We start from the raw sequence: 23,969 nt of genomic DNA on the forward strand, positions 1-23,969 counted from the left end.
GATGTCGCGATTCAGCAGAGGGTGCGAATTCTGCCAGAACCAGCTGTTAGCAGTTTGTTGCGCCAGATCGAGCCATTGCAAGGTGCAGTGTCGAAGATCGCCGCTTATCGACTCGCAGAGATCGCTGGTGACCAACGTTCGGCCGGAGCGTCATTGGCAGCGCGACTGCTGATCGGCAGTTGCAGACGGACTTTGGCGCCATGCCCGGGCGCCGACTCAATCTGTAAAGCTGCGCCGAGTTTCTGGGCCCGCTGTTGCATGCCGCTTAGTCCGTAGCGTCCAGGACTTGCGCCCGCTGCGGGCAGGCCTCGTCCATCATCGGCAACAGCGAACTCATAGTAATTCTCATTCGCTATCGCAGTTACAGAGAGATGCTTCGCTGCCGCGTGTTTGATCGAGTTGTGAATGGCTTCTTGCAGAATCCGCAGTACATGCAGCATGGCTTCCGGACTTAAGCCGCGAATCTCCAAATCGGGCTTGATCTGCCAATTCAGTTCCATGCCGGCGGCCCGCAACATTGGCGTGACCCGCGCGCGCAACGCGCCGACGGCCTCGATCAGGTCGCCATCGACTTGGGCGAGCGAGTCGAGTACCAAACGCATGTCCGCCAGACCGACGCGCACGTGCTCGATAATTTCGGCGCGATTGGTGTTGGGATCATTGACCAGATGGACGAGCGCCGAAAATTGACCGGCTACGCCATCGTGCATGTCCTGCATGATGCGGTGCCGCTCTTCACTCAATGCCAACTCACGATCAGCGGCGCGCACGCGTTCGAAATTCGCGGCCAACTCCGCTTCCCGGGCTTTCACCGTGTCGGCGAGCTCTTGCGAGTAGTTGGCCATACGGGCATGGTTGTTCAGCACCCGCCGGCCGAGTTCCAGGCAAAACGCGATGGAGATGCCAAGGCCTGCCACAGCGCTAAGCGAGTAGGACATGGGCTCGAGGCTTCCGCGTATCGCATCATGGAGCCCGGCAATGGCCGGCAGCATGGCGGTGGCGAACACCCAGCGGGCCAGGACGGAATCACGTTCCTTCAGCAGAAAGCGCCCCAGTTGCCAGACCGTCAACGGCAGCAGCACCAGCGCTGTGTACTTGATCGCGAAGTGTGGCAATGAGTACCGCCAGTAGCTGTCCAGGCCGGGCCACACCGCGGCAATCAGAACAATCAGGAAGCCGACCAGAAAGTAGCCGAGTGCCCATTGGACGGCGCGGCGGCCAACCGGCTTCAAGATGGATCGGACAAACACATACGAGAACGCGAGTAATCCGAACAAGGTCAACTGGAACGCCATCAGACGAAGCGTCGGATCGGCGATCCAGTCTGGTTTCAGTTGCCAACTGGTATTAAAGATCCACATCGGTGCCAGCATGACAAACCAGCCTAGAAACGATTCGCGCGTGCCGCGTGCATACATTGCGAGCGCGAAGCAAAAGCAAACGATCTGCAGCCAGAGCGACAGTTGTGGGACGACGCGCGCTAGGATTTCTTGGTAGCTGTAGGATTTGGCCAGCGGATCATAATTGGCCACATAGAGGCCTTTCACGCCGCCTATTCCACGACGCTCAATCGTCAATAGCCAGCTCAATTCGTTGCGGCCTGTTTTCAGCAAGCCTACGGGCAGGCGAACGAGGCGTGGGTAGTAGCGATAGACGCTCGGCGGGGACTGCATCTCGCCCTCGCGCGCAATCAACGTGCCGTTCAGATAGAGCGCGATATTCGCGTCCGCGAAGGGGATGAAGACTGCCGGATCGGGAAGTGCCTCAGCCTGCCAATCAAACTGCACGCGCCACGCGGTGTAGGGCGTGGTGCACCGGACTTGGCAAACGCGCACTGGGAATGTAAACGGTTGCCAAGGCTGATCAGGGCTTGGGTCCCGGAAATGCTGAAGCGTATCTGGCCAAACCGCTGGTTTGGCCGCCACCTCGGTGATCGCGCCGTACTCAGGCCGCGCTTTGTGGTCCAAAACGGCAACGCTGGCGAGCAGCAGCACCGCCAGCACGACCGCGGGCAACAAGGCCCGGAAAACACTCACGACCGCAGCCAGCCCGCCTGCACTGCCTCGAAGACGGCCTGGGACCGGGAATTTACGGCGAGCTTGCCGTAGATCTGCTTCACGTGATGCCCCACCGTGTGCTTGGAAATTTCCAGCAAATGGGCGGTCTCGTCATAACTGTAGCCGCGGGCGAGTGCCATCAGCACGTCGCGTTCGCGCGGGGTCAGGGAGTGAATCCCAGAGCCGGGTAGTTCGGTGGCAGCATTGGCTTCGGGCTTCCGCATCCGGCGCAGCAAGTGCGCGGCGACAGCGGGCGTCAGGGGCGCGCCACCCTGTGCCACATCGTGGATTGCCGCACGCATTTCTTCCGGGCTCGCGTCCTTCAGGAGATAGCCGGACGCCCCGCGCTCGATGGCCGAAATCACATTGGTCTCATCACCGAGAACCGAGAAGATGATCACCCGGCAACCGGTGGGCGCATAATCCGAGATCACGTCCAGCCCGCTGCCGTCCGGCAGACCCAGATCGAGCAGGAGCACGTCGAGCGGCTCTGAAGGTTTCATCCGGGCCGCGGCGATCGAATCGGCTTCGTAACAGAGATGCCAGCCCGGAATTTCTTCGAGCGTCCGGCGCACGCCGACCCGGAGCAATGGCTTGTCTTCAACCATGCCGATGCGTAGCGACGTAAAGCGGGTGGGCGGGTTCATGGCCGGAGCAAACCAGGGTGGACAGGTATGCGCAAGAGTCGGCAGGAACTCGGGAGGCCGCATCCCTAGTTCTCGGGATTCCGAGCCCAAACGGAGGCGAATACGACACGTGATGGTCTTGGCACAGCAGGCCAGACTTGCTTTCGCGACATTGCGTGCGGCAAGAGCTCAATCGCTCGCCGAAGCGCGGCCGGCTCCCAAACCTTCAGCCCCATCGCGCGACGGGCTGAAGCACGGGGCTGCGGCGCCACCGTCGCCATTTCAGGCCCGGAGATGCGATCATTCCGTCGTTACCCAGCCTGAAACCGAACCAAGCCCATGCTGACTGACTTGATTGACGTGACCGAAGGGGTCATCACCCCGGACATTTGCCAACAGATCATCCGCCGCTTTGAAGCGAGCCCGCACAAGAAAGTGGGCGAGGTGGGTTCGGGGGTCGATCGCAGCATGAAGGACAGCCGCGATATCACGATCAGCCGGTATCCCGAGTGGCAGGACGTCGAGGAACATCTGAATACCGCAATGATGGGTTGCCTCTGTGCCTATCTCCGAAAATACCCCCATGCGCTGACTGCCTCGCTGGCCATCGGCACCCGGGACCCCAAATCCGGCGTCACGAAAATGCTGCGCCCCGAAGACCTGCAGGGGTTGTCGGACGAGGCGCTGATTCCGTTTGTGCGGTACGCGTTTCGGCCCGGGATGATCAACGTACAGGGCTATCGCGCCGATGAAGGCGGTTACCCCTATTGGCATTGTGAGCAGTACCCAAAGGCCAAGGACACCCAATGCGAGGCCTTGCACCGAGTGCTGCTCTGGAGCGTCTATCTGAACGAAGAATTCGAGGCTGGTGAGACCGAGTTTCTGTTCCAGCAGCGCCTGGTCAAGCCCAAGACTGGGGCGATGATCCTGGCCCCGGCCTCCTTTTCGCACACTCACCGCGGCAACAAACCGACAGGCGGGGATAAGTACATTGCCACCTCCTGGGTTCTGTTCCGGCGCTCCGAGGACTTGTTCCCGGCCTGAAGAGGCGGTCTGGCGGGCCTTGAAAACCGTCCGGACACCTCCACATCCCGATCACTTTTCTGGTGATTGGGAACGAATCATGTCCACCGAAGCACAAACAACTGCCGAACCGCAAACCCGCCGCTTTGAGGCCGAAGTCGAACAAGTCCTGAAGCTGGTGACGCACTCGTTGTACTCGCACAAGGAAATTTTCCTGCGCGAGTTGATCTCGAACGCCTCCGATGCCTGCGACAAGCTGCGCTTTGAGGCGCTAGCGAAGCCTGATTTGGCCGCTGGCGATGCCGATTTCCGCGTCGAAATCAGTCTGGACGAGGCGGCCCGCACGATCACGATCCGCGACAACGGTATTGGCATGAGCCAGGACGAAGTGATCGCGAACATCGGCACGATCGCAAGCTCCGGCACGCGCAAGTTTCTGGAATCGCTGTCTGGCGATGCCCGGAAGGATACGCAGCTGATCGGTCAGTTTGGCGTCGGCTTCTACTCCGCGTTCGTGGTGGCCGACAAAGTCACGTTGATCAGCCGTCGCGCCGATCTGCCTCACGATCAGGCCGTACGCTGGGAATCAACGGGCACGGGCGAATACCAACTCAGCACCGTTACCGACGCCGCCCGCGGTACCGCGGTGATCCTGCACCTGAAGCCGGAAGAAGACGAGTTCCTGAAGCCTTGGCGTGTGCGCTCGCTGGTTAGCAAATACTCTGACCATGTCGCCTTCCCAATCCGCATGTTGAAAGAAAAGCAAGGCGAAGACGAAGCAGAGGCCGAGGCTTCGCAATCGACCGAATGGGAAACGGTCAATCACGCGTCGGCGCTGTGGATGCGCCCGAAGTCGGAGCTCAAGGACGAGGACTACCAGGGCTTTTACAAGCACATCGCGCATGCGTACGACGAGGCGCTGGCCTGGACGCACAACCGTGTCGAAGGCAATCAGAGCTATACGTCGCTGATCTATCTGCCGACGCAAGCACCGTTTGATCTGGCGTATTCTGGCCGGGACGAGCGCAAGGGCCTGAAGCTCTATATCCGCCGCGTGTTCATCATGGATGCGAGCGAGCAGCTGCTGCCGGCCTACCTGCGGTTTGTCCGCGGCGTCGTCGATTCCGATGATCTCCCGCTCAATGTGTCGCGCGAGATCCTGCAGGAAAACCGCATGGTGCAGCAGATCCGCTCGGGTCTGGTGAAGCGGGCACTGGACCTGCTCGACAAGTTGGTGAGTGATGATGCCGACAAGTACAAGACATTCTGGGGCAACTTTGGCGCCGTGCTGAAAGAAGGCGTGGCCGAGGATCACGGCAACCGCGAGCGCATTGCCAAGCTGCTCCGGTTTGCATCGACCAAGTCGGAAGGCGATGCCCCGACCGTGGGTTTCGACCAGTACATTGAGCGGATGGTCGAAGGTCAGGAAGCGATCTATTTCATCACCGCCGACAGCTACAAAGCTGCCGCCAACAGCCCGCAACTGGAGCAATTGAAGGCCAAGGGCTTTGAAGTGCTGCTGATGAGTGAGCGCATCGACGAGTGGATGATGGGCTACCTCAGCGAGTACGCAGGCAAGAAGCTCAGAAACGTCGCGAAGGGCGACCTTGATCTCGGCAAGAAGGACGAAGCCGAGGAAGCCGCGCAGAAGCAGGCCGAGCAGGATGCCGAGCCGGTTCTGAAGCAAATCAAGGCCCATCTCGGCGAGCGCGTACGTGAGGTGAAGCTGAGCCGCCGGCTGACGGATTCGGCCTCGTGCCTGGTGGTCGATGAGTACGATATGGCGATGCACCTGAAGCGCATGCTCAAAGCCGCGGGCCAAGCCGTGCCGGATGGCGCGCCGATTCTCGAAGTCAATGCCAAGCACCCGCTGGTGCAACGGGCTGGCACCGAGGGCGAGCACGCTGCTGATGTCGCGTTCCTGCTCCTGGAGCAGGCGCAGATTCTGGAAGGCGCGCAGCTGGATGATCCGGCTGAATATGTCCGCCGGGTGAATCGACTGTTGGGTGCTTGATTCGCGAGGGCCGCAAGCCAAAAGGTGGTTGTTGGAACCACCTTTGCCGCGAACCAATCTTGCCCATGGTCAGCGTGGCGCGAGATTGGTTCAGGGCGATGGTTTTTGTAGGAGCGATTGTTTTTGTAGGAGCGGCTTCAGCCGCGAACGGTGATGCGACAAGATTGGTTCGGGCCTGAAGGCCCTCCTACAAACAGTAGGTGAACTTGCCGCAAGCTTGGTTCGGGCCTGACGGCCCTCCTACAAACGGTAGGTGAACTTGCCGCAAGCTTGGTTCGGGCCTGACGGCCCTCCTACAAACGGTAGGTGAACTTGCCGCAAGCTTGGGTCGGGGTAGCGGTTTTTGTAGGAGCGGCTTCAGCCGCGAACCAGTCTTGCCCCAGGTTCAGCGAGGTGCAAGATTGGTTCGGGCCTAGGAGCCTATCTACACGGGGATCACATCACGGCGCCGCTGCCCGCAGCGCCTTCAAGGCTTCAACAAACTGAGCCATCGTGTAGTTCTCATCGTTGGCCACCGCATCCAACACCGCGTCAGAGCGCGCGCGCAGGCGATTCGTGGCAGCCTCATCCAGGAGCCCCGCGTTTTCAAACGCGACAACCAGAGACTGCGCCGCCATGGCCGCCTGTTCCGCATTCGCGTAGTCGCGGAACTCGCCGCGATCGGCATCTGCAACGATACTGCCGAGAATCGTGCCGAGCGTCTCGACGCCGAAATTCTTCTGGCCTACGGCCGGCAGCAGCCCCGTGACCGTCTGCCGTAGATTGCGCGCCGCGGTATCTGTTGCGGCAAGGCTTTCGGTGGTGGCATGGTGCAGCGCGCGAGTCTGATCCAGCACGCGCTTGGCGCCATTGCTGTCCACTGCGGCCAGCACATGCCGGAACATCACGAGGTTGGAATCGTTCAAGCGTACAACGCCAGGGCCCAGGCCCGTGCCTTGCCGCGGTCCCCACTTTTTGCCCGACATCGGCCGATGGCACGCATGGCAGTCAAACAGCACGAGTTCCGGGAAGATGCCGTGCCAGCCGACTTTCTTGTCGAGCAGAATGTCGATCAGATTGACCGCGGCCTGGCCCTGGCCCACGCCCCAGTCGCGCACGCCGTCAAAGCGGCCTTTGCGCGTTTCGTAGTCGGCATCGACCGTGTAATGGGGATGCAGCCAGGTGAATGTGTCGAGTTCAAACGACAGCCGCGGGTGCCCTGCGCCCATGATCCGATGCGTGATCATCCGGTCCTTGGTGCCGGCATGGCAGCTCTGGCAGAGTTCAGCGCGCTTGACCGGGTCTTCGGTCGGAAACAAGCCGGCCGCCAGATTGTCGGCATGGCTGCCCTTGGTGTGCGACGCAATCCAGTTCTCGGCGCCGCCATGGCAGGCCTCGCAGCCAACCCCATCGTCGATCTGGAACTGCTCGCCGCGCATTGCGGCCGGGGCGTTGTCCGTGTGGCAATCGAGGCAGATCTTGGCGTTTTCGGCCGGGCCGATGCCGAGCTTGCTGGCAATGGCCTTCGAGCTGGCGTTCAGCAGAACGTCGTAGGACTTGGCATGCGGATCGAATTCCTGCCACAGCGCAAACTCGTTCATTTGCACTTTGGCGTCTTTCGGGGTCTTGGTTTGGCCATGACAGACGCTGCTGGCGCAGCTGGCCACACCCAGGTGTTTGTGCGCTTCGACTTCAGCGACCGATTGCTGGGCGCTGAGAATGGGCGCATAGAACGCCAGAATGCCGACAATGAGCAAGCCCCGCATGATGCATCTCCCCGATCAATGGTGGGTTGGTGACGCCGGTGAGGGCGATCTGTACCCGATTATGCCAAAACCCAGGGTGGCGGAAAGGGGCAGACATCGATTCTTTAGGCTGACCGCTCAAGTTCGATGTCGACTCGGAGCGGAAGTTGCAGGCCTTGAATCGATTATTGCCCCCATCGCGACGCCGGGAACGTGAGTGAGAAAACGCCTGAAGGGCGCCTTCTGCACGCGTGCACCAAGAGCCGGTCGACGCTTGCGCGAGACTGGATTGGCCCTCATCCAGACTGGCGCTCCAGCGCGATCCAGACGCATTTGCCCTTGCTGGCCTTGTCGATGGCGGCAAGTCTGCCCTGGTGCGCGTGGGTTTCGGCCGCATCGGCCCGGCGCAACCGCAGTTGCATCGGCGCCACCTGGCCCAAGTCCAATGCCGCGCTTTGATTGCTTTCGCTCTCGTTGCCAGCAAACAGAATCTCGCCCTGGCCGGCGGTCATGGCCAGATACACGTCGAGCAGCAAGTTGGCGTCGAGCAGCGCGCCGTGCAGCGTGCGATGGGCGGATTCGACGTTCAGGCGTTTGCAGAGCGCATCGAGCGAATTTTTCTGTCCGGGATACTTTTCTCGCGCCATCGCCAACGTGTCGAGTACGCTGCAGCGCTGATCCAGCGGCGTTTCGCCGCGATTGAGCCTGGCGAGTTCGCCGTTCAGAAAGCCGATATCGAAGGCGGCGTTGTGGATGATCAACTCCGCCCCGTCGACAAAAGCCAGAAACTCATTGGCCACATCGCGGAACTTGGGTTTGTCGGCCAGGAACTCGTCGCTGAGCCCCGTTACCGCCAGCGCACCCGCGTCGGTAGCGCGCTCTGGGTTCAAATAGGAATGAAAGGTGCGCCCGGTTTTGCGGCGCTCGATGATTTCGACGCACCCGATTTCGACCACGCGATGGTCCTTGCTGACATCGAGGCCGGTGGTTTCGGTATCGAGAATGATCTGCCGCATCAGCTGGCCTCCCGCAGTTGATCAATGGCCGCGCGCGCTAGTGTATCGACGCGTTCGTTTTCGGCATGGCCGTCGTGCCCACGCACCCATTGCCATTGGACCTGGTGCTTGGCGACTTCGGCATCGAGCGCGCGCCAGAGGTCCTCGTTTGCAACTGGCTTCTTCGCAGCGGTCTTGAAGCCGTTGCGACGCCACGCGGGCAGCCATTCCTGAATGCCCTTGATGACGTATTGCGAGTCACTGACGACCTGCACGCGACACGGCCGGGTCAGCGCGCGCAGACCCATGATGACCGCCATCATTTCCATGCGGTTGTTGGTGGTGTCGGGTTCCGCGCCGGACAGCTCGCGCTCTTGCTTCTTGTAGCGCAACAAAGCGCCCCAGCCGCCAGGGCCCGGGTTGCCGGAGCAGGCCCCGTCGGTGAACAGCCAAACAGTTTCTGTCATGCAACAAGCCTTGATGGGTCGCGGCCAGACCAGTCGGCATCGAGTTCGCGCAAGTTGCGGGCGCTGGGCGACCAGACGCCAGCTCTAGATTTCAGCACGCGCACGCGACGATGGGTAGTCGCCATCGGCCGGATTTCCCGTTTTCGGGCGCGCAACAGATAATGATCGGAAAACATGCTGGCACTGCCCGCCAACGCGTCATTCTGAAAGCACTGAACCTGCAGATCGACGCAACCGTGGCTCATCAGCAATAGTCGCAATTGATTCAACGACGGCGGGTGCGGGCGGTGACCCCGGCCGGCCTGCCAACTCATGCGCCACCGCTGCCAGCCCAGTCGGCCCAATCCCGTGATCCACAGCTCACGCTCTGGTTTCAGCACGCGCAGCGCCTCGCCAATCACCACCGCGCCGAGCGGTGAAAAATCGAGGCTGTGCTGCAGAATTACCTGATCCATGCTCCGATCGCGAATGGGCCAGGCGTCAATCGCAGCACACAGATCGCCTTCGATCGTATTGTGCTCGCCCAAACGGAGCGCCAGGCAAGCAGGATTCGCCTCAGGTTGTTGCCCGGCGGCCAGCCACAGCACCCGGTCGTGCACGGCGAGTGCCTCTCCCAGCACGCGCTGTTCGCGCGTGCACAAGTGGCTCAGGTCGGGGAGGGGGTGGGGTTCGGCCATGGGTCGTTAAAAAGCGGCAAACGCGGATTGTGATACAAACCAAGGCTGAACACAGCCATCGCCTTGCATATGACCGACGCCCATTCCCAGGCACCCATGCGTACGTTGCCTGATCAGACCATGGTGATCGGGCTGCCGGCCTGGCAGGACAACTATCTGTGGCTGCTCATCCGGGCTGGGAAAGCCGTCGCCGTCGATCCGGGCGATGCCGACCGCGTCAGCGCCGAACTGGATCGTCGCGGCCTCAGTTTGGAGGCCATCCTGCTGACGCATCACCACCCGGATCATATCGGCGGTGTTGCGGCACTCGTCGACCGTTACCGTTGTCCCGTTTTTGGGGCGGATGATGAACGGATTCCGGCGACCCATCGCGTGCGGGAGGGCGATCAACTCCGTATTCGGGGCATGTTGAGCCCTTTTGAGGTTTGGGAAGTACCGGGGCACACCCGCACGCACTTGGCTTACCGGTTGGGTGACTGGGTGTTTGCCGGCGATACGATTTTTGCCGGTGGCTGCGGACGCGTCTTCGAAGGCGAGCCCGCAGCGCTCTATCGCAGCCTGATGCGCATCGCGGCGCTGCCGCCCGAAACGGTGTTGTTTCCGGCGCATGAGTACACGCTCGACAACCTGCGATTTGCGTTGGCGCTTGAGCCGGATTCTGAACTGGTGAACACACGCTATCGCGCGACCCGCGGGATGCGCGCCGAGCGACTGGCAACGGTGCCCGTCACAGTGGCCCAGGAACGCGCCAGCAATCCGTTTCTGCGGGTGGCGGATCCGGGCTTGCAGGCAGCGGCCAGCGCCTGCCTGCAGCAGACACTGAACGACCCGGAGTCGGTTTTTGTCGCTATTCGGGGCTGGAAGAACCGCTACGTGGTGCGTCATGATGCCTGAGTATTTGATCTGCAACGGTGCGCGCTCGGCGCGCCGTGATGTCACCCGTGTCCTGTTCGCGTTCGCGCTGATCATGCTGGGTGCCTGTGCCGCGCCGGTGGCGCGTCCTGATATCGCAGCGACGCAGGACTCACCCAGTGACACGGCGCCGCCATTGCCGGAGCGAGACCACGGGGCCACCACATCCGTTGTGAACGACGAGACGTCGCCGGCCGACATGGCGGCCGTCGCCATTCATCAGGACAGCCTGGAGCCCGACCCGTCCGCACCGTTGCCACCCCCTGATTTCTGGAACTCGGTTCGGCAGGAACTGGTGTTCACCCGCTGCAGCAATGAGGATGCGCTAAGCAGTCGGTGGACCCGCAAATACGCTGGATATCCGGCCCGCTTCCAAGAAACGCTGAATCAGATTTCGCCGCTGATGCAATACGTCGCACGTGAGCTCCGCGCTGCGAATCTGCCAATCGACTTCATCTTCCTGCCCATTGTCGAAAGCACGTACCACCCGCATCGTAGCCGCGGCGATTGGCCGGCCGGGATCTGGCAATTGATGCCGCAGACGGCGCGCGGTTTCGGCGCACCCATGAAGGCGCAATACGACGGCCGCCTGGACTTTGCGCAATCTACCTTCGCGGCAATGAAACTGCTGAACTACCTGAGCGTGCAGTTCGACCAGGACTGGAAACTGGTGAACATGGCATTCAATGCTGGCGAGTACCGGGTCAAGCGTGCACTCAAAGGCCCCAAAGGCACGCTGCTGCCCGAACCGAAAGGCCTGAGTCCGATCACAATTGAGCACTACGCCAAACTGCGGGCGCTGGGTTGTCTGATTGACCAACCTGAACGGTTCAACTTGACGTTGCCGCCACTGGACCCTGGGCGCGAGTTGGCGTCGGTCAACCTGCCCGAAGCCTGGCCACTCGATTTTCTCGCGCATTTGCTGAAGATGGATGTGACCGCGCTGCACAAGCTCAACCCGGGACTATATGGCACGCACACGCCGGGGTTTCCGGAGTATCGACTGCTGTTGCCGAAGTTCGCTGAGGATGATTTGCTGGCCGCCTTGGCGCCGCTGTCTCCGACCTACAGCGCACGCTGGCAGCAAGTCCAACTGGCGGATGCCGACGCGCGCGCAAAAGCCGCTTTGGAAGCAGGCCTGAGTCAGGAGGTCTATGCGCGGGTCAATTCGGACGGCAGCGCGAAAATCTGGCTGCCAACCGGTAGCGGGCAGCCCAAAGTGTTGGCCAGCGATGGCGCCAGCGCAGCCGAACGCCATCGCGTCCGTGCCGGCGACACGCTTTGGGGCATCGCCCGGCATTATCGCGTCAAGGTGCAAAGCCTGATCGAGTGGAACGGCCTCGGGAAGAAAGCGCTAATCAAGCCTGGGCAATGGCTGCGCCTCCGGGCGAGAGACTAGCGAGCGCTCTTGTCCTGCAAGCAAGTAGCCGACCCTGCGTCGCCTCTGGACGGGTTCTGGGGCATCTGGGTGATACCCGGAAGTGATCGCTGCGGGGGCAGAATTCCGAGTGCAATGTGACAGTTCATTTTACGAGACGGCGCTAACGGCGCGTCGACTTCGGATCGGTATGCGCGTCAGTACCGTCTGAGGGCCAGGCGTCGCACGGCTGGAAGCGCTTCTCAGTCAATGGATGCAGCAGTTTGGCACTAGGGAGCCTCTGAACAAGTTCAGAGGCGATGCGCGCCAGGGATGGCCCGCCCAGAATCGAGCACGCAAGTGCTTGATTCTGGGCATTGAGTCCGGACATGTGCCGGACTCAATGCGGGTCTGAAAGTCCAGGATGGACTGATTCAGACCGTCCCTAGGTGTGACCACATCAGCGTTAGGCGAACAGTGAGAGTCATAAACATGGAACAGAAGTCGCTTTGGTTCGCACTGGCAACAACGATTCTCGGCATGCCACATGCGGCGGCGGATACGCCTTACGCATTGGTTTCGGCGCCCGCGTTTGCCGATCTCGCCACCAGCACGGGCGAAAGCAGAAATCCGCGTAGCGACGATACGATGCTGAACGTGGTGTTTGAGTCGACGGCCGGAAATCTGGTCAGTGGCGATAGCAATCGGCTCCGCGATGTTTTTCTTTGGAACGCCAGCGGCCTGATGCTGGTGTCTACTGCCGGGGGGACGCCGGCCAATGGCGATAGCTCAGAACCAGACATCAGTCACGACGGTGAGTGGATCGTGTTTACGTCGGCAGCGGACAACTTGGTTCCAGGCGACCAGAACGGAGTGTCTGACTTGTTCGTCTTTCGCCAAAGCACGGGTGCGCTGCAGCGCCTGACACCGCCCGGCGGCGAAGCGAACGGCCCGAGCTATGGTGCGCGCATGAGCGCCGGTGGTCAGCGCATTGTATTTTTGTCAGCGGCCAGCAACTGGGTGGCTGGCGATCAGAACGGACTCGACGATGCGTTCCTCTACGATCTCACTAACCAATCGGTGACGCGCGTATCGGTCTCTGATTCAGGATCGGAAGTGACCGATGCGCCGCCGAGTCATGTGAACATCAGTGCTGACGGGATCTGCGTTTCGATCGAATCGCTTTCGGCCCAGTATGTCAGTGGCGATACCAACTTCGGCACCGACTACTTCATTCGCAACACGCAGACCGGCGTGACGACGCGCATGAGTGTGGGCAATGCCGGCGAGCAACTGGTGAGTGTTGCCTCGGCCAACCATCAATTGCGAGATTGCCAGTCGCTCATATTTTACGCCTTCCCAGACAGCGCAATTCCCGGCTTCGAAGTAGGCGGCTACTATTTTCGCCAGATAAGTGGGACGACCCGCTTGCCATTGATCGGGTTTGAAGGCACACCGGGCGTAGCGCCAGTGTTGTCCCCCAACCGCACGATTCTGGCTGCGGTGGTGCCAAACGCTGCCAGTGGCGGACCACAGCAACAACGCTACAACTTGAACTCTTGGAATTTGCAGTTCTCGACGACCGCGTTTGGCACGCCAGCAGCGGTCTCGGGCGATGGTGCGAGCGTCATTTCGGTAACCGAGCGGCCGGTTTCGAGCGCGGATCGGAACGCGCTGAGCGATGTGATGCTGCGGGTTGAAGTACTGGGCCAGCAGGAGTGGCTCAGTCGACCCATGGACAGCCAACCACCCCGTCTCGCCGCCAACGGCAATAGTGGGGTTGGGGTCGGCATCTACAGCAACACCAACAACTTGCGGCGGCGCCACCACGCCATCAGTGGCGATGGTCGCTACGTGCTGTTCAGCTCTCTGGCGTCCAATCTCGTGCCGAACGACACCAATCAGGTTGAAGACGTGTTCTTGCGCGATCGGCAATTGGGCCAGACCACGCGCATCAGCTTGACCAACCAGGGCGAGCAGACAACCTTGCCGTCGGCCGCGACCGATTTGTCGGCCGATGGGCGCTATGCATTGTTCGAGTCGTGCGAACAGCTCAGCACGGTCACCCTGGAGTCCGTTTGTGATCTGTACGCCCGCCGTCTTGACGTCAGTGGCATGGTGCTCGACCGAATCAATGTCAGTTCGGAAGGGGATCCCGCTGACCTGGGTGGCAATCCGGGTACCGGTCATTGGGGCCGGATTTCAGGCGACGGCCGGTTTGTTGCGTTCATGTCTGAGGCCCGAAATCTGGTGCCGGGACAAGATACGCGTGCACCGCGTGTGTATTTGCGGGACCGCGATTTTGTGACGACGAGCTTCCTTGGTCGCGGATCCCGGCCTGCGATCAGCCGCGATGGGCGGTTCGTCGTTTGGGTCGAAAGCGGCTTTCAGAGCCTCGGCTTTTATGACCGAGTCAGCAACGCCATCACTAGTCTGCCGATCCGCTCAGGCGGCGGCAGCGTGGATGATGGGTTGGTGGATTGGCCGACGATTTCCGATTCCGGGCGCTACATTGCCTACATGTCTGACAGCAACCAATTGGTGCCGGAAGACAACGACAGCAGTAACGATGTGTTTGTGTTTGATCGTGTGACCGCGACCAATACGCTGGTCAGTCGTGAAGACGGAATTTTGCAGGGTATTCAGGGCGGCACGGTCAGCGATATCTCGGGTGATGGTCTGACAGTTGCCTACATCACCGACAATGGCTTGACCGATCCCAAGATGGCGGGGGTATTGGTTGACTGGCAAACCGGGATGCGGCGATGGTTCGCTGGGCCAGACGTCGTGCGTCTGAATCACGATTTCATCGCGCGCCCGCGCATCAGTGCCGATGGCAACAGCTTGGTGTTTGGCGTTGACAACCTGGATGCTGACCAGATTGATCTCACGGGCGATCTGTACGATACCTATGTCACTCCGGCTGGGGTGGACCGCGTGTTCATCAACGGGTTTGAATAGAGGTTTGTGCCGATGCACGTCGGCCGGGGCTGATCAATTGCCGGCCGACGACGCACTCTGGCTGTTCCCGCCGCTACTGGCGCGACTCAACACCACATCAAGTTCATGCACACCCGGTAGCGCCCGGAGCTTGTCGATCAACTCCGGAAGCAGCCGAACGCGCCACGCTTGGCCGAGGTTGAGTTCGGTGTAGATGCCGTTCCGCGCGTAGGTCAGGCGCACAGGCGTGGTGCCGCCGGCATGGGGCTTCAGCGCAGCGGCCAATTGGTTCGGAAACTGCAGGTCGACGCCATTGAGCTTGACCTTGATGCCGCGAGCGAAGCGCTCCAGTGCTTGTGCGAGCGTATAAATGCGCTTGGCTTTCAGCTGAAAGCCACCGCTGAAATCATCCGGCGACAAACCGCCTTCAATGACCACCAGTTCGTCCTTTGACAGCAGGCCGCCAAAGTCGTTCAGCGTGTCGCGATACAACGCCACTTCGATGCGTCCCGAGGCGTCTTCGAGTGCCGCAAAGGCCATCGACTCACCGCGACGACGAAGCCCGGCCGGCACCATGCCGCCGAGCACGATGGGCAACTCCAGCCGACCACGGCTGCGCTCGGTCTGGCTTTGGCCACTGCGCCACGCCTGCTCGACATGGCCAATGCTGCAGGTGGTCAGCTGCTTCAGCCAATCCTTGTATGCGTCGGCTGGGTGGCCACTGAGGAAGTGGCCGAGCGTTTCGCGCTCGCCATTCAGCACGCGGATCAACGGCCACTCGGGGAGTAGTTCGATCGGTGGCGCCGTCGGCGTTGCGGCACTTTGGCCGAACATGTCGTGCTGGCCGGCTTCCAGATTCCGCAAATGTTGCTCGGCTGCTTTGACGGCCTCAGGCAGGTAGTTCATCAGGCTCGCGCGCGTCTGCCCGAACGAATCCATCGCGCCTGAATAGATCAACGCTTCCAACACCCGCTTGTTGAGCTTCTGCGAATCGATTCGGCGACACAAATCGGCGAGATCCGTGAAGCGGCCCGTCTTGCGCCGCGCTTCGACGATCATCTCGCAGACTTGCTGGCCCACACCCTTGATGCCGCCGAGTCCGTAGCGAATCTCCGATGGGCTCATCGCCTTGAACATGAATTCGGATTCGTTCACATCAGGCGGCAGCACGTTGAGCGGATACGCGCGCGCATCGTCTAAGAAATTGACGAGCTTGTCCTGGTTGTCCATGTCGGACGAGCAGACTGCCGCCATGAATTCAGCGGGATAGTGCGCTTTCAGCCAACCGGTCTGATACGTCACCATGGCGTAAGCGGCCGAATGCGACTTGTTGAAGCCGTACTCCGCAAACTTTTCCATCAGGTCGAAGATGCCGCGCGCACGATCTGGGTCGACGCCGTTGTTCTTCGCGCCGGCCTCGAAGATCGCGCGCTGCTGCGCCATTTCTTCGGGCTTCTTCTTGCCCATCGCGCGGCGCAGAAGGTCGGCACCGCCGAGCGTGTAGCCGGCCAGCACCTGCGCAATCTGCATCACCTGTTCCTGATAGACGATGACGCCGTAGGTCGGTTTCAGGATCGCTTCGAGCGACGCATGCGGGTAGCTGACTTCGGCCTTACCGTGCTTGCGCGCAATGAAGTCTTCGACCATGCCCGATTGCAGCGGGCCAGGCCGGAACAGCGCCACCAGGGCGACGATGTCCTCGAAGTTGTCCGGCTGGAGCTTTCGGATCAGCTCCTTCATGCCGCGGGATTCGAGCTGGAACACCGCGGTGGTCTGACCGCTTTTCAACAACGTGTAGGTCTTCTCATCGCCTGCCGGAATCTTGTTGATGTCGATTGGCGGCTCGCCTTTGCGTCGGCGATTCTCATTGATGGCCTTGACCGCCCAGTCGATGATTGTCAGCGTGCGCAGGCCAAGAAAGTCGAACTTGACGAGGCCCGCCTTTTCGACGTCGTCCTTGTCGAATTGCGTGACGACGCCGTCCGATTCATCGACGCAGTAAAGCGGCGCGAAATCCGTCAAAGCGCTAGGCGCAATCACCACGCCACCGGCATGTTTGCCGGCGTTGCGGGTCAAGTCTTCGAGCTTCATCGCGAGTTCGATCAGCGTGGCGCAATCGTCCTCGGCTTCGATACGCGCGGCGAGCTCGGGCGATTCCTTGATCGCGCCCTCAAGCGTGATGCCGAGGGTGTTCGGAATCAACTTGGCGATCGAATCGACATGCCCGTAACTCATGCCGAGCACGCGGCCCGTATCCCGGACCACGGCCTTCGCCGCCATCGTGCCGTACGTGATGATCTGGCAGACCTTGTCGCGACCATACTTCTGGCCGACGTAGTCAATGACCTGATCGCGGCCTTCCATACAGAAGTCAATATCGAAGTCGGGCATCGATACGCGTTCTGGGTTCAGGAAGCGCTCGAACAGCAAGTCCAGCGGCAGCGGGTCGATGTCGGTGATGCCGAGCGCATACGCAACGAGCGAGCCGGCGCCCGAACCACGGCCGGGACCGACGGGAATGCCATTGTCCTTTGCCCAATTGATGAAGTCGGCGACGATCAGGAAGTAGCCTTCAAAGCCCATCTTCACGATGACGTCGAGTTCGATCTTCAGGCGCTCGTGGTAATCCGGTTCCGCATAATCGCCGCTGGGTGGCTGAATCTGGAGGCGCTTGCCGAGACCCACTTCGGCGCGCTCGCGAATGAAGGTCTCCAGCGTGTGCGTCTTGGGTACGGGATACGCGGGCAGGTAGTACTTGCCGAACGAGAGCTCGACATTGCAGCGCTTGGCCAGTTCGACGGCGTTGTCGACCAAGACGGGCAAGTCGGCAAAGCGCTCCGCCATTTCCGCAGGTGACTTCAGATACTGCTCCGGCGTGTACTCGCGCGGGCGTTTGGGGTCGTTCAGGACCCGGCTCGTGGCAATGCACACTCGGGCTTCGTGCGCCTCGAAATCATCACGGCCCGTGAATCGCACTTCGTTGCTGGCGACCGCTGGGAGATCGTACCGACTCGCCAAATGCAACAGGCGCTGATTGCTCGATTCTTCGGTGGCGCCACGATTGAGCCGCGCCACTTGCACATACAGACGATCGTCGAATGCGCGCTGCCATTCGGACAGCAACTGGCTGGCGCGGTCGAGATCGGCCGCCCGGGCGACGTCGGAGCGTTCACCGAGCAGCACGAAGACGTCTTCGGCTTCGGCCAGCAGGCGGTCGCGCGGCACGAGCACGCGGTCATTCTTGCCGCGGCTCCGATAGGCGTCCGAGAGCACGCGTGACAGGCGCAGATAGCCGGCGCGATTTTGGGCCAGCACCGAAACGCGGCTTTGCTCCGTGCCATCGGCCACCCAGAAATCGCAACCAACCAGCGGCTTGATGCCCGCGCTCTCGCAGGCGCCGTAAAACTTCACCAATGCGAAAAAATTGGAATCGTCCGTCAAGGCCACCGCCGGCATATTGGCAGTCGCGCACGCGCGTGCCAGATCGTCAACCCGAATCGTCGAGTCGATCAGCGAGTACTCGCTGTGCACGTTCAGGTGAACAAAGGGACGGGTCATCTGGGCCTTCGAGAGTGAGGCAGGAGTTTATCAGGCGGCGGGGGTGGGGCTGCGAGCCGGCTTGCAGACTGGCGGGTGGTTTCGGCGCGGATGTCGGTCCTGATGCGGACGGCACCGACAGGCAAGGGCCGGCCAATCGAGCGTTTGAACGTCATGACAAATCGTGGGCAGCCGGTCGGCTGGGGGTTATGTTCCGAAAACGCCCGGAATACACTAGCGGCTTGCCTGCCGATACCCGGCGGTTCCGCTGCCATGAATCCAAGCCCAATCATTCGTTCTGAATTGCATGCCGACACCCGTGACGCGCTGGCCCGGCACATCACGGCCCATTTCTGCCGTGATGAATCGGAGCTGATCACCGAGCTCCTGGCCCGTGCCGACGTCGACACCGACACCCGCAAACGCATCGAAGACCGGGCGGTCGCCCTGGTGGAGCGGGTGCGGGCGAAGGCCGATCAAAAGAGCGCGGTCGAGAGCTTCATGCGCCAGTACGACTTGTCCTCGGAAGAGGGGGTGCTGCTGATGTGCGTCGCCGAGGCGCTGCTGCGCATTCCAGACGCCGACACCGCCGACAAGTTGATCCGCGACAAGCTGGGCGAGGCCAATTGGGACGCCCATCTCGGCAAGAGCGACTCGTTGTTCGTGAACGCCTCGACCTGGGGCCTGATGCTGACCGGCAAGATCATCGAACTGGCCGACGAGACGCGGACCAACTTCATGGCCTCGATCAAGCGCCTGGTCGCGCGGACAGGCGAGCCGGTCGTGCGCCTCGCGGTGCGGCAGGCCATGCGGATCATGGGGCACCAGTTCGTCATGGGTCGCACCATTGACGAAGCGCTCGATCGCTCCGAAGCCAAGGATAGCCGCGCCTATCGGCATTCATTCGACATGCTCGGCGAATCGGCGCTGACGACGGCCGATGCCGAGCGCTATTTCAAGGCGTATCAGCTGGCCATCAAGGCCATCGGCGCTCGTGGTCCGCATGCAAACGTCATCGATGCGCCATCGATCTCGGTCAAGCTGTCGGCGTTGCACCCGCGCTACGAAATCAGCAAGCGCGAGCGCGTGCTGAACGAGCTGACTCCCAAGGTGCTGGCTCTCGCGCAACTGGCCAAGGCGCAGGGAATTGCGCTGACGATTGACGCCGAAGAGTCCGAACGCCTGGAGTTTTCGCTCGAGATCATGCGGCAGGTGTTTCATGACCCGAGCCTGGAAGGTTGGAATGGCTTTGGTCTGGCCGTGCAGGCCTACCAGCGCCGCGCGCTGCCGGTCATCGACTGGCTGGCCGAAGAAGCGCGGATTGGCAAGCGTCGCTGGTGCGTGCGCCTGGTCAAGGGCGCGTACTGGGATTCCGAGGTCAAACGTGCGCAGGTCGACGGCTTTACAGGTTACCCGGTCTTCACCCGAAAACCCAATACAGACGTGTCCTATCTCGCGTGTGCGAAGCGCCTGTTCGAGCACGGCGACCTGTTTTATCCGCAGTTTGCCACGCATAACGCCCAGACAATTGCGGCGATCTTTGAGCATGCGCACGGTCGTCCGTTCGAGTTCCAGCGTTTGCATGGCATGGGCGCCGATCTTTATGCCGAAGTGATTGGCGCGAACAACCTGAACGTACCGTGCCGTGTGTATGCGCCGGTTGGTTCGCACGAGGACTTGCTGCCGTATCTCGTGCGCCGTCTGCTGGAGAACGGCGCGAATACGAGCTTCGTCAATCGCATCGTCGACGAGAAGCTCGACCCGCGTACGCTCGTCGCCGATCCGGTGCTGACTGTGCGCCACATGAATTCGATTCCGCATCCGAAAATCCCCTTGCCGATCGCGCTCTATGGCGCTGACAGGAAAAATTCCATGGGCATCAACCTCGCCAACGAAAACGATCTCCGCCAACTTGCTGAGCAAATCAACCAGCCGCTCCGCTATACGCGGGCGACCCCGCTGGTCCCAGGCTACAGCCCGAGCGGCACGGCGCAGCCGATTACGTCGCCGCAGGATCGTCGCCAGAAAGTGGGCGAATGGGTCGCCGCCGATGCGCTTGGTGTGGCCAAGGCCATCGACAACGCGCAAGGCGCGCAGTCCGACTGGGATCAACGCCCGGTGGCCGCGCGTGCCGCGCTGCTTGAACACGCGGCAGATTTGCTTGAAGGCCGCATCGCCGAATACATGGCACTTTGCACGCGCGAGGCAGGCAAGAGCTTGCTCGACGGCATTGCCGAAGTGCGCGAGGCGGTGGACTTCCTCCGCTACTACGCGAATCACGCACGCAAACTGATGGGCCAGCCGGAACAGTTGCCTGGCCCGACGGGCGAGTCGAACCAGTTGCACCTGCATGGTCGCGGTATTTTTGTCGCGATCAGCCCTTGGAACTTCCCGCTGGCGATCTTTATGGGCCAAGTGGCTGCGGCGCTCGTCACCGGAAACTGCGTGATTGCGAAGCCAGCCGAGCAGACCAACTTGATTGCCTATACCGCTGTGCGCCTGTTGCATGAAGCAGGCATTCCGGAAGCAGTGCTGCAGTTGCTGCCTGGCGACGGTGCGACGGTTGGTGCGGCACTGACCAAGGACGCGCGCATCGCTGGTGTGGCGTTCACCGGCTCCACTGAAACCGCGCGCGCGATCAATCGCGCGCTCGCTGCCCGCGATGCGGCGATCGCTGTCCTGATTGCGGAGACCGGTGGCCAGAACGCCCTGATCGCCGACTCGTCGGCCCTGCCAGAGCAACTGGTCAAGGATGCGATCAGTGCGGCATTTGGCTCGGCTGGTCAACGTTGTTCGGCTGCACGCATCCTGCTGGTGCAGGACGACATTGCTGACAAGGTCGTCCACATGCTGGCCGGCGCGATGGATGAAATCACGGTGGGTGATCCAGCGCTGATGTCGACCGATGTCGGCCCGGTGATCGATCAAGACGCGCTCAACATGTTGAATGCCCACGCCGAGCGCATGAACAAAGAGGCCAAGCTGATCAAGGCAGTTACATTGTCGGACAGCACGGCGCACGGCTCGTTCTTCGCGCCGCGAGCCTACGAAATTCAGAGCCTCAGCCAGCTGAAGCGGGAAGTGTTTGGTCCGGTGCTGCACGTGCTCCGATACGCAGCCAAGGATCTCGATGCCGTGATCGATCAGATCAATGGCACTGGCTATGGCCTGACGCTCGGCGTGCATAGTCGCATCGATGCGACGGTGCAGAAAATCGCTGCTCGCGCCAAGGTCGGCAACTGCTACGTCAATCGCAACCAGATTGGTGCGGTGGTGGGCGTGCAGCCGTTCGGTGGCGAAGGGTTGTCGGGCACGGGTCCGAAGGCCGGTGGGCCGCATTACCTCGCGCGGTTTGTGACCGAGCGGACCTTGACGATCAACACCACGGCAGCTGGTGGCAATGCGTCGCTTTTGACGATTGGCGAGTGATTCGCTTAACTCGCCATAGCGCCAGTAGGGTGCTGGCGCTGCTGCTATTGCCCGTGCTTGGCGCCTGCAATGGATCGGCTGAGGCGCCTCTGGCGCTTGCTACTGATCAAGGTGATCCGACTGACGTGCTCGCGCAGCGAAACGACGACGCGCCGCCGAAACCAGCATTCGCCGGAATGCTGGATGGCGAGCCGTATCTGGCCGAGGCCGAACAAGCCTGCATTGTTGAGCGGGATCCGATCAGCGGTGCGCGTCGATTTGTGCTGAGTTTCGAGCGTGCGCCGGACGACGCCTTGATCTTGCATATCCCCGAAGCCGGTGCCGATGGCGACCCCCAGATCGCGACTGCGTATCTGTTGCAAGGCGAGCGCTATCTGGAAGCCCGGGCGCCGGAGCTCGATGATTGGACCTTGGCCGACCAGGGAGATGGCTGGTTGCTGGCTGGTGAGTTTGAGCTGGATCTCTTTGCGCCAGTGAGCACGGTCGCGAGTTCCGAGCTGGTTGCGGCGACAGGCATTGAGGAATCCGAATCCCAAACGTCGGGCGCACCAACCGCCGCCCAGTCTGCTGTCTCATCGCACAGCTTTCGCGATGGCAGCTTCCAGAATTTGTATTGCCTGGATCTTGATCGGCTGAAATCCCTGGGTGGCGGCCCGAAGCCTGCGAATCCGGTGAACTGATTCTGGTTCACTTACAGGCATGAGGCCTGGCCGCGAGGTCTGTTTGAGAGCAGGGTTCTTGTGGGAGCGGGTTCAGCCGCGAACGAAACTTGCCGCAAGCTTGCTTCGGGCCTAAAGGCCCTCCCACAAACAGCGTGAGGCCTGGCCGCGAGGTCTGTTTGAGAGCAGGGTTCTTGTGGGAGCGGCTTCAGCCGCGAATGGATCTTGCCGCAAGATTGTTTCGGGCCTAAAGGCCCTGCCACAAACAGCATGCGGACTGGCCGCGAGGTCTGTTTGAGAGCAGGGTTCTTGTGGGAGCGGCTTCAGCCGCGAACGGATCTTGCCGCAAGATTGTTTCGGGCCTAAAGGCCCTCCCACAAACAGCACGCGGACTGGCCGCGAGGTCTGTTTGAGAGCAGGGTTCTTGTGGGAGCGGCTTCAGCCGCGAACGGATCTTGCCGCAAGATTGTTTCGGGCCTAAAGGCCCTGCCACAAACAGCATGCGGACTGGCCGCGAGGTCTGTTTGAGAGCAGGGTTCTTGTGGGAGCGGCTTCAGCCGCGAACGGATCTTGCCGCAAGATTGTTTCGGGCCTAAAGGCCCTCCCACAAAAGCCGCTAATGTATCTTGCCGCACGCTTGCTTCGGGCCTAAAGGCGCTTCCACAAAGACTAAAGCAGTCTGCACGGAGAATCGTGGTGGCTGACTTTTTGGGGCTTTAGTCTCGATCTTTCTGGCTGTTTCGAGACAGCTGTCGATCCAACTATTGCTCCATCCATGTCCCGCCAATCCATGGCCAATCGGCAATGTGTTCAACCAGTCCGGCACGGAGTGGGTTTTCGGCCATGTAGGTCAAAATCGGATCCATGTGTTCATGTCGGCGAATGGCGTGATCATGGAATCCGTTCTGCCACAGACTGCCGCGCTTACCAGTGGCAGCATGAAACTGTTGCGCTGTGCGTCCCTTCAACGAACCAACCAGTCTCGCCAGAGTCTGCCCGGGCCGAATGACCATAACGCAATGCACGTGATCCGGCATCAGCACCCATGCATACAGGGATTCCGGTTCTGCAATCGCCATGTTCCGGAACAAATCATGCATGAGCGACGCACAATTGGGGTTGGCAAATACTGCAGCGCGATTGTCCGTGCAGAACGTGATCACATAGGCGCAATCGGGTGCATTAATGCGGCCCCGGCGGAGCCGACTCGACTGGGAAGTACTGATCCTAGACATCGGAACAGTGTGTCGACGACTGTTGAGTGGCGCCATCAGATTAATATGAAATGCCACTGGGCTTTTTCTGATTTCAACTAGGGAATTCTCTGATGCAACCGCGCGCTGGCACTCGCTATTGCGATCAAGAGCGCTCAGACGCTCGGGAGAGATGCTGCAATCGCCCATCAAGGCGCTTCGCTAGTCAATCCGATCGAACCGTCAGGTCACTTCAGGCTCAACAACTCCGCTAGCCAAAAAGATCAATTAGATCAACGGCATGTGAAAACTTCTTGCGCGGACCGCGGTGGCGATCCCCCCACAATAGCCCCGAAAAG

At 60.9% G+C, this 23,969-nt stretch carries 15 protein-coding genes; 7 read left to right on the plus strand and 8 right to left on the minus strand.

Annotated features, from left to right (window positions below; genetic code table 11):
- Window positions 1–104: 104 nt before the first annotated feature.
- Together C7S18_RS03570 and C7S18_RS03575 are read right to left on the minus strand one after the other, a co-directional pair.
- Window positions 105–2,036 carry a sensor histidine kinase gene (locus tag C7S18_RS03570; RefSeq protein WP_106890251.1) on the minus strand — a complete coding sequence of 644 codons (1,932 nt, stop codon included), beginning with the start codon at window positions 2,034–2,036 and terminating at the stop codon, window positions 105–107.
- Window positions 2,033–2,704, minus strand: coding sequence for a response regulator (locus C7S18_RS03575; protein WP_170113084.1), 672 nt, complete (start codon window positions 2,702–2,704; stop codon window positions 2,033–2,035). Before C7S18_RS03575 ends, C7S18_RS03570 begins: the two co-directional genes overlap by 4 nt.
- Window positions 2,705–3,022: 318 nt before the next feature.
- On the opposite strand from C7S18_RS03575, the gene C7S18_RS03580 reads away from it, so the two are divergent.
- Window positions 3,023–3,727: a 2OG-Fe(II) oxygenase gene (locus tag C7S18_RS03580; protein WP_106890253.1), complete on the plus strand. Its 705-nt coding sequence runs from the start codon at window positions 3,023–3,025 to the stop codon at window positions 3,725–3,727.
- Between the two features lie 79 nt (window positions 3,728–3,806).
- Window positions 3,807–5,720, plus strand: a complete 1,914-nt coding sequence (gene htpG, locus C7S18_RS03585; protein WP_106890254.1) for a molecular chaperone HtpG — start codon at window positions 3,807–3,809, stop codon at window positions 5,718–5,720.
- Between the two features lie 440 nt (window positions 5,721–6,160).
- Here htpG and C7S18_RS03590 read toward each other — a convergent pair whose 3' ends face one another.
- The 4 genes from C7S18_RS03590 to C7S18_RS03605 all read right to left on the minus strand — a co-directional run bounded on the left by C7S18_RS03590 (window position 6,161) and on the right by C7S18_RS03605 (window position 9,583).
- Entirely contained in the window at window positions 6,161–7,465 is a 1,305-nt protein-coding gene (locus tag C7S18_RS03590) for a multiheme c-type cytochrome (protein WP_106890255.1), read from the minus strand.
- Between the two features lie 275 nt (window positions 7,466–7,740).
- Window positions 7,741–8,460, minus strand: a complete 720-nt coding sequence (gene dnaQ / locus C7S18_RS03595) for a DNA polymerase III subunit epsilon (RefSeq protein WP_106890256.1) — start codon at window positions 8,458–8,460, stop codon at window positions 7,741–7,743.
- Complete coding sequence (gene rnhA, locus C7S18_RS03600) at window positions 8,460–8,906, minus strand: ribonuclease HI (protein ID WP_106890257.1); 447 nt, start codon at window positions 8,904–8,906, stop codon at window positions 8,460–8,462. The genes dnaQ and rnhA overlap by 1 nt, the downstream gene beginning before the upstream one ends.
- Window positions 8,903–9,583 carry a hypothetical protein gene (locus tag C7S18_RS03605; protein ID WP_106890258.1) on the minus strand — a complete coding sequence of 227 codons (681 nt, stop codon included), beginning with the start codon at window positions 9,581–9,583 and terminating at the stop codon, window positions 8,903–8,905. Before C7S18_RS03605 ends, rnhA begins: the two co-directional genes overlap by 4 nt.
- Window positions 9,584–9,679: 96 nt before the next feature.
- Between C7S18_RS03605 and gloB the strand changes: the two genes are divergently transcribed.
- The 3 genes from gloB to C7S18_RS03625 all read left to right on the plus strand — a co-directional run bounded on the left by gloB (window position 9,680) and on the right by C7S18_RS03625 (window position 14,813).
- Window positions 9,680–10,477 (plus strand): hydroxyacylglutathione hydrolase, encoded by a 798-nt coding sequence (gloB, locus tag C7S18_RS03610; protein WP_206207971.1) that lies wholly within the window; start codon window positions 9,680–9,682, stop codon window positions 10,475–10,477.
- Window positions 10,467–11,894 carry a transglycosylase SLT domain-containing protein gene (locus C7S18_RS03615; protein WP_106890259.1) on the plus strand — a complete coding sequence of 476 codons (1,428 nt, stop codon included), beginning with the start codon at window positions 10,467–10,469 and terminating at the stop codon, window positions 11,892–11,894. The genes gloB and C7S18_RS03615 overlap by 11 nt, the downstream gene beginning before the upstream one ends.
- A gap of 450 nt (window positions 11,895–12,344) precedes the next feature.
- Window positions 12,345–14,813, plus strand: a complete 2,469-nt coding sequence (locus C7S18_RS03625) for a TolB-like translocation protein (protein WP_106890261.1) — start codon at window positions 12,345–12,347, stop codon at window positions 14,811–14,813.
- Window positions 14,814–14,846: 33 nt separating this feature from the next.
- Here C7S18_RS03625 and dnaE read toward each other — a convergent pair whose 3' ends face one another.
- Entirely contained in the window at window positions 14,847–18,350 is a 3,504-nt protein-coding gene (dnaE, locus tag C7S18_RS03630) for a DNA polymerase III subunit alpha (protein WP_106890262.1), read from the minus strand.
- A gap of 252 nt (window positions 18,351–18,602) precedes the next feature.
- Between dnaE and putA the strand changes: the two genes are divergently transcribed.
- Window positions 18,603–21,758, plus strand: a complete 3,156-nt coding sequence (gene putA, locus C7S18_RS03635; protein WP_106890263.1) for a bifunctional proline dehydrogenase/L-glutamate gamma-semialdehyde dehydrogenase PutA — start codon at window positions 18,603–18,605, stop codon at window positions 21,756–21,758.
- Window positions 21,755–22,438: a hypothetical protein gene (locus C7S18_RS03640; protein ID WP_146151737.1), complete on the plus strand. Its 684-nt coding sequence runs from the start codon at window positions 21,755–21,757 to the stop codon at window positions 22,436–22,438. The genes putA and C7S18_RS03640 overlap by 4 nt, the downstream gene beginning before the upstream one ends.
- Window positions 22,439–23,178: 740 nt before the next feature.
- Here the strand turns inward: C7S18_RS03640 and C7S18_RS03645 are convergent.
- A complete protein-coding gene (locus tag C7S18_RS03645; RefSeq protein WP_106890265.1) occupies window positions 23,179–23,820 on the minus strand; it encodes an REP-associated tyrosine transposase in 642 nt (213 codons plus the stop codon).
- Between the last annotated feature and the right edge of the window lie 149 nt (window positions 23,821–23,969).

It is taken from the genome of Ahniella affigens, from assembly GCF_003015185.1.
Taxonomy (GTDB): Bacteria; Pseudomonadota; Gammaproteobacteria; order Xanthomonadales; family Ahniellaceae; genus Ahniella; species Ahniella affigens.

Excerpts from the sequence above, each read along its gene's own strand:
- C7S18_RS03575 (WP_170113084.1), bottom strand. The coding sequence starts at position 2,704 with ATGAACCCGCCCACCCGCTTTACGTCGCTACGCATCGGCATGGTTGAA.
- dnaQ (WP_106890256.1), bottom strand. The coding sequence starts at position 8,460 with ATGCGGCAGATCATTCTCGATACCGAAACCACCGGCCTCGATGTCAGC.
- C7S18_RS03615 (WP_106890259.1), top strand. The coding sequence starts at position 10,467 with ATGATGCCTGAGTATTTGATCTGCAACGGTGCGCGCTCGGCGCGCCGT.
- putA (WP_106890263.1), top strand. The coding sequence starts at position 18,603 with ATGAATCCAAGCCCAATCATTCGTTCTGAATTGCATGCCGACACCCGT.
- C7S18_RS03605 (WP_106890258.1), bottom strand. The coding sequence starts at position 9,583 with ATGGCCGAACCCCACCCCCTCCCCGACCTGAGCCACTTGTGCACGCGC.
- C7S18_RS03645 (WP_106890265.1), bottom strand. The coding sequence starts at position 23,820 with ATGGGCGATTGCAGCATCTCTCCCGAGCGTCTGAGCGCTCTTGATCGC.
- htpG (WP_106890254.1), top strand. The coding sequence starts at position 3,807 with ATGTCCACCGAAGCACAAACAACTGCCGAACCGCAAACCCGCCGCTTT.
- C7S18_RS03625 (WP_106890261.1), top strand. The coding sequence starts at position 12,345 with ATGGAACAGAAGTCGCTTTGGTTCGCACTGGCAACAACGATTCTCGGC.
- dnaE (WP_106890262.1), bottom strand. The coding sequence starts at position 18,350 with ATGACCCGTCCCTTTGTTCACCTGAACGTGCACAGCGAGTACTCGCTG.
- gloB (WP_206207971.1), top strand. The coding sequence starts at position 9,680 with ATGCGTACGTTGCCTGATCAGACCATGGTGATCGGGCTGCCGGCCTGG.
- rnhA (WP_106890257.1), bottom strand. The coding sequence starts at position 8,906 with ATGACAGAAACTGTTTGGCTGTTCACCGACGGGGCCTGCTCCGGCAAC.
- C7S18_RS03580 (WP_106890253.1), top strand. The coding sequence starts at position 3,023 with ATGCTGACTGACTTGATTGACGTGACCGAAGGGGTCATCACCCCGGAC.
- C7S18_RS03590 (WP_106890255.1), bottom strand. The coding sequence starts at position 7,465 with ATGCGGGGCTTGCTCATTGTCGGCATTCTGGCGTTCTATGCGCCCATT.